Source organism: Shimia sp. NS0008-38b, from assembly GCF_040370365.1.
Classification (GTDB): Bacteria; Pseudomonadota; Alphaproteobacteria; order Rhodobacterales; family Rhodobacteraceae; genus Shimia.
Map to the genome: position 1 here is coordinate 1245914 of NZ_BAABWQ010000001.1, position 9282 is coordinate 1255195.

Consider the following 9282-nt stretch of genomic DNA (forward strand, 5'->3'; position numbering starts at 1 on the left):
TTTCAATAGAGCTTTCTAAAGAATGCTGCTAAATTGACAAAATGATGGACAAAAACGAACATTCTCTATTGAGTCATATTCCGCCGTCTTCTTTGGCGCTCAAACTCGCCCGTCCGACCATCAAAATGCTGCACCATCCCAGTTGGCGTATCGACAAGCTCAATCCGACCCATGACCTCATTATTTGTCTGAGTGGCGGCGGCAATTACCTTGTGGGGGATATGCAGGAAAGCATCCGCCTTCGTGCTGGGGACGCCATGTTGATCCCCGCATACACACGGTTTCAAGGGACGCACTATGGTGGCGATGGCGTCTTCACTGGGATTGCGCAACACTTTTCTCTAACGCTTTTCGACCGTGACGACCTGATCACGCGCATGACACTCAAACGCACAGTTCGGCTATCGGCTTGGTCGGTTCTGGCTCCGCTGGTTCAGCACTTTCGCGCCACAGCACCGCACGGCCGCACCACCCTAGCGCAACATCACCAATTCATGGTGTTCCTGTTAGCATTTCTTGAAGAAGCCTTTGTGGACTGGCGAACTGAAGCAGACATGCAAGACAAACAAGACCAGCTTTCGGTGCAGATCATGCGGGTAGCCTCACGACTTTCGGCAGATGTACTGGGAGCAAAAACCGAAGAAGTCCTCGAAGATGTGCCTTATAATCAGGAGTACTTCCGACGCGCGTTTCGGGATCGTATTGGCCACACCCCTCAGAAGTTTCGCGAACTTAAACGGATGGAGTTTGCTGCGGGGCGTTTAGGAATGGGGGTGTCGGTGAAAGCGGTGGCGGCAGAACTTGGATATGCTGATCCATACTTTTTCAGCCGCATGTTCAAACGCTACCTTGGCACAAGTCCCTCAAGCTACAAGCCCGGCGGGGAACACGGTGGCATACTCCCAACCGGTTGAAGCAACATCGCCGCCCCGATTGACCATGGCACAAATTTGTCGTCTCAAAAACCAACCGCCTCGCTTTGGTGAGAACACCGCTGGCTGGTTGCACGTTGACCTCAAAGGTTTCCGAGCCTTGTTTGGTATCAGCCCAGCCAGTTCTGGCGATATCCCCGCAATTGATGTCCATATCGGATGCCTGTGGTCGAAAAACTGATTGTTGCGCGCCGCCAGCTTTGGAAATGGTGCCGAGAAATTTTCAAGTTTTGTGGTCACCCTTGAGGCCTTGTTGCCCGGAAAGGGCGTGGTGTCCATCAAGCCTCAATTCATGCCGTATAGCGCTCCCGAGACGGGATTGGCAGTGATATCCATCACTGCGGCCCCATAGCAGCCTGACCGTCAAAGCTGAAAGGGATGCTTCGAGTCTGATTGCCTATTCAGCTCCGGCGGCATTTCCCAGTTTTTCTTGGCAAATCGATCGATTTTTGCCCTGTCCCGGTTCCGATAAAGGTACCAATACTGTCAAAACGGGCAGAGCTTGAACCGCATTGCCGTTTGGCACAAGCAAGCATTGCAGCCGCCACACGCTCCTCAATGGCACAGGTTATGAAATCGATCTCTATGTGTCTCTCAGCCAGCAGCAGGCACAGACCGCCCTAGTAGTATCGATGTACGTCGAGGCCTCGCGGCAAAACGATTTTGCCAAAACGCAACCCCGGTTTGGGTGGCATTGTGTTATGCCGAGGATCGCTCCAACTCACTTAGAGCGATTGCCTCATGTTCCAAAATTTCTTTCAGCGTATCTAACCTCAAAGGCTTGAATATGCTTTGCCCTACATTCAGGTTCTTGCCTTTTGCAATTGTGTTTGCGGCATTGATGGAACTTACGGGTCCACCAGTCATAAACCGGATTCGCAAAACATGTTCCAATGACGAAATCTTAGAAATGGTTTGAATTCCATCGAGCTCGGGCATGTTTACGTCCAACAGCATCAATGCCACGCTTCGTGTCACCGGCACGTTTTCTAAAAAGTCTTTTCCATCCGAAAAAATATCAACGGTCCAGCCCATGCGACGCGCTGAGGTAGCCACATACTCCGCGAAATCGGTGTTGTCATCGGCGATGTACAAGTGTGGCATTTTTCCAGTCTTCGTGAGCGTTCTTCTAGCGACTGACTTTAGCAAGAGTTCTTCGACAAGCAAGTTTTTCGAATGATTCTAGCCTTGCAGTTGCAAAACTCTATGTTTTCGCCTTGCCCAATGCCTGTTCAATTGCGGAAAGAAGATGTTGCCGACTGACCGGCTTCATTAATCTGATGTCATCGGATCTCAGACCATTGCCATGAACTGTCGACTCTCTCGCGTAACCTGACATGAAAATTGCAGGCAAATCGGGGCGTATCGCTCTCAATGCGCGCGCCAAGGTAGTGCCCTGTAGATTCCCAGGCATAACGATGTCTGTAATCAACAAGTCAAAATGGCTGTCTTCGCTAAAAATCGCAGCGGCTTGATCTCCTGACGACGCAGCAACAATCTCGTATCCTGCGCGGCAGAGGGTTTTCTGAAGCATTTCCAAGATTTGGGTTTCATCTTCGACGAGAAGCAAGCGCGCGCCCTTGGTTGGCTCAGGGTTTGATGCATGGGATATGGGGGCTGCCGCATCAGCCTCTCCCATATACGCTGGAAAATAGAGTTTAATCGTAGTCCCCACCCCAGTCTCTGAGTAAGCGGCAACCTTTCCCTTGGACTGACGCATAAACCCATGAACCATGGCCAGCCCCAACCCAGTGCCTTTACCTGGCTCCTTGGTGGTAAAAAATGGCTCAAACACCGTCTCCAGATCGGATTTTGAGATGCCTACCCCGTTGTCGCTTACAGCCAACAAGACATATCGACCCGGCTCAATGTCGTCGGTCTGGTCACCGATGTAGTCTTCGTCAATTCGCACATTGGAGGTTTCAATCGTAATTTTGCCACCATCTGGCAACGCATCTCTTGCATTGACCAATAGGTTCAGAATTGCACTAGCGACCGAACTCTCGTCGACCTTTGTTTTCCACAAACCGGTCTTTAAATAGGTCTCGACGTCACAATTGTTCGGAATAGCCCTACTCATCCAGCTGCTGGAAGTACGCACAACCTCGTTCAGATCGAGTATCTTGGGCTTCAGTGGCGATTGTCTGGAAAACGCGAGCATATTGCGTGTGAGATCGGCACCTTTTTCCGATGCATTGATGGCTTTGTCGATCAATGCCACTGCTTCGCCGTCTGGTTGGTCGTCTTTCAGAAGTTCTAAGTTCCCCAAGATAACTGCGAGGATATTGTTGAAATCGTGTGCGACGCCAGCTGTGAGCTGTCCTACGCTTTTTTGCCTCTGGGCCTGTTGGGCAAGCTCTGTTTGTTTACGTGCGTCATTTTCGGCAGCGACTTCCCGCGTGATATCAACTGCAATGCAATGCCAGTGAATTTCCCCTCCAGAAGCAGGCAGCGGTCGCGCACTTGCCTGAAACCAATTGACTGCGCCTTCGGAGGAGGTTGTCATGAAACGAAGGTTGAGCGGCAACATGGTGCGTTTTGATTCAAGTAGTGCCGCTTCAATTTCCGTTTTGGTCTTGGCGTCAAGCAAGCTCAGCAGGATTTGGATATCTGTCTCAATGTCTTTGGGATCTATCCCCCAGAACACCTGACTTCCTTCGCTAACGCTGCGCATTTCATACTTGCGGTTTGAGTTTAAAACCAAAGTGAAAATGACCGCTGGTAAGGATTGCGCAATTGATTGCCAATGCGCCTCCAGTTCCCTTTTCCTCGCTTCACTTTCTTCTCGAAGACGATTTTCTTCGCGCAGTTCTTTCAAGGCTTTCTTCCAATGCTGCCTTTGTAGATCCGCCACCCAAATGCCCCATATGGCGCAAACAACCATCCCAAACGCGGCCACTGCCCAATTGAGTGGTGATTGATGGAATGTCTCCAAATCGAGAACGGAAGTTCTGCCGGCAAACAAATAGAAATACGCAACGATCAACAGTGATGCTACAGCAAAAACAAGGGTCGTAACCCCAAGCCAAATCCCCCAAATGACCGCGTTAACAATTGGTAGAACGACGAGCCCCAATAGCGAAGGCGACGCCAAGCCTTCCTGATAGATGCCGATCGCTGCGGTTAGGAAAAGGACCGCAGTTGTGATCCACATATTTGCTTGAAATGACAAGCGATGGCGAAAGAGCAGAGCACCGCAAATTACAATGCCCAATCCCCATTGTGTGAGGGCTGACAGGTGCCAACCAGTGGCACTCATACGGAGTGGCAAAATGACCAACACAATTGGCGTGTACATCAAGAGCAGACCGAACAGGTATCGCTCCACTAACTTGGATCGAGTGTCCTCAAGTCGGGCATGCCTCAAAAAGACTGGATTTTTGGTTGGTCTGGCCAAGGACTGTGCCCGCCTCTATCGCTCTCGTGAAGGCTAGTGCAATAAGCCGGTTGGGTCCACGCTTCTGAGGGCAAGGCATCTGAGCACAAACCCAAATTGAGTTCGAAAACGGTGATCCAACACTATCGTTAGGACCCGAAAGTTTGAGCCGCTACCTCTGTTTGGACCACTTGGTGGAAGATTTTATGAAGATTTACGTTGAGAGCAGTCACCCGGCCTGCTCGACGCTACGTGGTGAACCAAGGTCTGTGGTCCGGTTCAGCGCGATCATTCGAAGACATCCTTTGCGCCTGCTGATCGCGGCGGGACTGCGTCATCTTGCTGTAAATAGCCCACGACAATGGGCGTATGGCCAAGGGCGGCATCTGGGCCTCTGCAGTAGTAGAAACCGTCCGTTTTCTGTCCGCAGCCCTCGTGCAACTTACAGCGTCATGCGTCGCGCAACATGTCGACAAAAGCAGTCACTTTGACGGGGCGGAATTTGGCGGCGGGGAAAACTGCGAATATGCCGCCTTCGGGCAGGGTCCATTGCGGCAAAATCTGGATCAGCTTGCCCTTCTTCAAATCGTTGCGCACCAAATAGTCGGGCAAAATCGCAACCCCTGCCCCGCCTTTGACCGCTTCCAGAATTGCAGGCGCGCTGTCGATGGCCAGAGCGTTTGCCAATTTCACAGACACGCTTTGCTTTGCGTCCTTTTCAAACGTCCAATGCAAAGGATCAGACAGAGACAGGTTTGCGATGAAATCCAGCGACGTCAGATCATCGGGCTGTGAGATAGCGTCAAGCCGTGCCTTATCTTTGGCCGCCCCCACCAACAGCTGTCGAAAGCCGCCGATTTTACGGGCAATCAAACCAGAATCGCGCAGCCAGCCCACACGAATGGCCAGATCGAGATCACCCGACATCAGATCGCTGTGGCTGTCACCAAGGTGCAATTCAACTTTGCACTCTGGGTAAGTGCACCGAAAATCGGCGACCACGGGGGTCACAATAACGGTGCCATAGTCATGGGGGGCGGTCATGCGCAAAGTGCCCAAAGGCCTGTCTGACAGTTGCGACAACTCGCTAAACGCATCATCCGCATCATGCAGGATGGATGCGCAGCGGGTGTAAAATGCCAGCCCCGCTTCGGTTGTGCTGACTTTGCGTGTGTTGCGGACCAACAAGGTTGTTGTCAACTCTTGTTCCAATTGGGTCACTTGCGCGCTGACCACAGCCTTGGTCACTCCCAACCGTTCAGCGGCCCGTGTAAACGATCCGGTTTCCACAACGGCCGCGAAATAGGCCAGCCTGTTCAGATTGCGTGCTTTTGACATTCTGCAACTGTTAGCTTTTGACAAACACATTGTCAAAATCGTTCGCCTTATCATTTGCAATCAGAAGGCGCATATACTCTGCAAAGGAGACGACACATGACACAGACCGTTACTTTGAAATACCTCTTCGATCCGTTGTGCGGCTGGTGCTATGGTGCCTCGGCCTCGATCAAAGCTCTGGCGAAACACCCAAAAATTGATCTACAGCCCATGGCGACTGGTCTGTTTTCAGGCAGAGGCGCGAAGCCGATGAAAAGCTTTGCAGCGCAGGCTTGGGCTATGGATCAACGCATTGGCGCGCTCAGCGGTCAGCCGTTCAGCGAAGACTATCGCACCAATGTGCTGGGCGCTGAGGATGCTTTGCTCGACTCAACAGTCGCGACACGTGCTGTAGGCGCAGTTGCCGCAAGCGCCCCAGATCAGGTGATTGAGGCCCTCGCAGCCATTCAGTCAGCGCGATACAAGGACGGCAAAGACGTGACTGCGACCGTTGTTGTTGCAGGTATTTTGACCGACCTAGGTCTAACAGATGCCAGCGCGCGCCTTTTGGCGGCAGACGACGCCCTGTTGAAACAGGTAAACACACACACAGCTGCGGCCCGCGATCTGATGAACGCCTACAGCCTGCAAGGCGTTCCTTCCCTGATCGCAAACGTCAACGGTGAGCTGGGCATCTTGGACGCAAGTGCTCTGTATTCTGGAACTGCCGACATCTTGGCCGCTCTCAAGCTGGCTTAACCTACTTAAGAAGGATTTCGAAAATGAACCGTAGAACAGCCCTAAAAATTACCGCAGCCGCTGGTGTTGCCGCCCTTGTCGCGCCGAAAGTGTCGCTTGCAAACGAAGACGGCCTGAGCTGGACGCACTTCCCTGCCGGGGGAAACGGCTTTTATCGCGCGCCTGTCTTGGTGTCCGGCCCGTCCGAAGCCATCCTGATTGATGGCGGCTTTACGCTCTCAGACGGCCAAGCCTTGGCCGACGCGATCAAATCCACAGGCAAAACACTGACCACAATCTATATCAGCCAAAGCGACCCTGATTTCTACTTTAGCCTGCGCCCCATCGTAGAGGCCTTTCCTGAGGCGCGCGTCATTGCGGCCAGCGAAACCGTTGCTGCGATCAACGCGAATGTCGCCAAGAAGGTTGAAACATGGTCTCCACAGCTTGGAGAAAACGGCCCGCAATCTGTTGATGATGTGGTCATGCCCGAAGTTGACGACAGCACGACCTTGACCGTGGATGGCTATGTGCTCGACGTCGTTCCCGCGACAGGCCTCGCCAATCGCCGCTACATCTGGAGCGCAGATCTGCAGGCCGTGCTTGGTGGTGTGATGGTCTTTTCCGGCACACATGTTTGGCTGGCGGACACGCAAACCAAAGAAGAGCGCGCCGCATGGATTGCCACCTTGGACGCAATCATCGCACGCGCACCTGAGGTCGTGGTGCCGGGTCACATGACACCTGACGCGCCGCTCGGCCTTGAAGCTGTCGCTTTCACCAAAGCCTATCTTTTGGCGGTAGAAGACGCGCTGGCAAAAGCCACGACGTCCGAAGAGCTGCATGCAGCGATGACAGCACGCTATCCAGAACTGGGCATGGGCGTGGCCTTGGACATCGGCGCAAAGGTTCTGACAGGTGAGATGAAATGGGGCTAGATCGCACGCAAATCCATTTCGGATAGGTGTTCCCGTCTCAATAGTGCCGGTCCTACCGGGCCGGCGCCAATCCAAACCGGAGGCGAGCTGTGATCGTATCAAAGCTTGCCGCCAGATCCGAGGTCATGGACGCAACCGCCACCAATTGCCGTTTTGGTTCGCACCGCCGACCTCCACCCCACCAAAGTGCGGCCCCAAAAGGCGCAGCGTTCCCTTGACCTCTGCTCTCAGAGAGAGGTCCGGTGCCACCATTTTGTGTTTAGAATAAGAACCCATCGATTTTCAGTTGAAGGCGTGATCCACGTTTGGGCTCTTCCGGCTGACGGATGCGCAGATGTCAGGTGTTGATCTGGATTATCTTTCTCAATCACAAAACTTACGGAACCGCCGCGCACCCCGGCCGCGGCTATGGCCCACAAACCACCCTCTACAATTGTTGGAAACGATGGAGCGACAAGAGCATCTTCGCGCCGATGGTGGCTGATCTGGCCGCCAGGCATGGCGAACAGAAGACCGTGGTGTGCCTATCAGGTTTTGCAGGACCCTGTGCCGAGCACCGGAGACAACGCCTCGAAGGGCCCACCGAACGTCGATTGGCGCCGCGGGGATCGCGGCTGTGACGCCTATTGGTTCAGGGAAGTATTCCGAGACAAAGAGATACGCGCATCTATCTGAGGGCGAAAGCAACAAAAGACGTCAGTCAACGACGCACGCGGCGCTACAAACGCCGCAGCTGCGTACAGTCGTCCAGATCATAGTCGCCATTATCGGGCTCGGGAGCCGTGTCTCGTGCCAACTGCTCTTGAAAGAACGCATCCACTTCATCTTGTGGAATTTCATAAGTTTCCTGAAACTGTGTTCCGTCTGGGCCAATGTGAGTGTGGTGAACTATAGCGAAATCACCTTTTTTTTCCGATCACGGAGAAGACTTCGACATTCTTGGAACCATCAGCATTTTCGGACACAATCCCGGTGTGGGAGGTGGTCTGCGTATAGTCAGTGCCGCGATAACTGGACGCAACATCGTACAGGCGGTCACCAATCTTCTCACCTGTCCAAGAGCCAAACGCTACAGCAAATGGACCACCCTCAAACGTTATCGCGCCACCAATTACTGCTCGGGTAGTTTGAAAATAGTCCCTCGTCGTTATTCCGCCGCCTGATTGCGCAGCAATGTCTAAAATTGAAGTTAGGGCGAATTCAACTGATTGGTTCGGCACCGTAGAGGAGATCACTGCATTAGCTACCCCTATCGCATCTTGAAGAACCTCAATTTCACCTTCGTCGTTAACTCGAATAGTATTTGTCATTTATTTCTCAAAAGCTTGAAGAATTGGAAAGCTAAGTAAAACGGCCCCAGATACACAGCTAATCTAAGAAATCGGTCGCCTACTCCATCATCCAATCCAGGGATCGGTATAAAGTAAAAAATTAACACCGCTGCGTACCCGATAAGGTCAATTCGCAACTGTTCTTTGGTGTTAAGATTTTTGTAGGAAAACTTCGACATTTTAAACAAGCCTTTCCGCATTCCAATTCAGCAGCCTGTGGTCATATGATTGGGTCCTGAAGGTGGCTATCGACTGGACGCCCCGGAGCGCCGGGCCTCTTTGTGAGCAGGCTAAGATCAAATCAGCTATTTCCGATTGCCTTTTGGGTAGCATGCCTTCAAAAAAGTACTCGATGAAGTTGAATTTTCCACAAGCCTCTACTCTCCAGAAACGGTCATTTTTGTCACCTTCTATCTACGCGCGAACAATCAAGCTGTTAATCGTGCCAGAAACCTATGCCAAAACATTTGGAGTTTTGAAAGATTTTTGCCAATTGATCTTCAGTCATGACGTGCACTCACTTGCTGCGTTGTGAACAAAGTTGACATTAGGCGGCGCCAAGTCAATCTGAAGGTGTATTTTCCGGCAACGCTACGACCTATGAACTCGAACACGTTTCCCATCCGCCACATACAAGACCTACCCACCGC

Annotated in this window: 7 protein-coding genes; 3 read left to right on the forward strand and 4 right to left on the reverse strand. The window is 52.3% G+C overall.

The window, feature by feature from the left end; translation table 11 throughout:
- The first annotated feature begins 44 nt into the window (after positions 1–44).
- On the forward strand, positions 45–914 hold the full coding sequence (locus ABWV47_RS06040; protein ID WP_353309496.1) for a helix-turn-helix domain-containing protein: 870 nt from the start codon (positions 45–47) through the stop codon (positions 912–914).
- 717 nt (positions 915–1631) lie between these two features.
- Here the strand turns inward: ABWV47_RS06040 and ABWV47_RS06045 are convergent.
- The 3 genes from ABWV47_RS06045 to ABWV47_RS06055 all read right to left on the reverse strand — a co-directional run bounded on the left by ABWV47_RS06045 (position 1632) and on the right by ABWV47_RS06055 (position 5646).
- Complete coding sequence (locus ABWV47_RS06045; RefSeq protein ID WP_353309499.1) at positions 1632–2099, reverse strand: response regulator; 468 nt, start codon at positions 2097–2099, stop codon at positions 1632–1634.
- Between the two features lie 37 nt (positions 2100–2136).
- The gene (locus ABWV47_RS06050; RefSeq protein WP_353309501.1) at positions 2137–4146 is read right to left on the reverse strand and encodes an ATP-binding protein; all 2010 of its coding nucleotides are present in this window, start codon (positions 4144–4146) and stop codon (positions 2137–2139) included.
- 612 nt (positions 4147–4758) lie between these two features.
- A complete protein-coding gene (locus ABWV47_RS06055) occupies positions 4759–5646 on the reverse strand; it encodes a LysR family transcriptional regulator (protein ID WP_353309503.1) in 888 nt (295 codons plus the stop codon).
- A gap of 96 nt (positions 5647–5742) precedes the next feature.
- Here ABWV47_RS06055 and ABWV47_RS06060 point away from each other — a divergent pair, with 96 nt between their 5' ends.
- Positions 5743–6384 carry a DsbA family protein gene (locus tag ABWV47_RS06060; RefSeq protein WP_353309506.1) on the forward strand — a complete coding sequence of 214 codons (642 nt, stop codon included), beginning with the start codon at positions 5743–5745 and terminating at the stop codon, positions 6382–6384.
- Positions 6385–6407: 23 nt separating this feature from the next.
- Positions 6408–7301 (forward strand): MBL fold metallo-hydrolase, encoded by an 894-nt coding sequence (locus tag ABWV47_RS06065; RefSeq protein WP_353309509.1) that lies wholly within the window; start codon positions 6408–6410, stop codon positions 7299–7301.
- Positions 7302–8200: 899 nt separating this feature from the next.
- Here the strand turns inward: ABWV47_RS06065 and ABWV47_RS06070 are convergent.
- Entirely contained in the window at positions 8201–8611 is a 411-nt protein-coding gene (locus ABWV47_RS06070) for a hypothetical protein (protein WP_353309511.1), read from the reverse strand.
- Positions 8612–9282 lie beyond the last annotated feature (671 nt).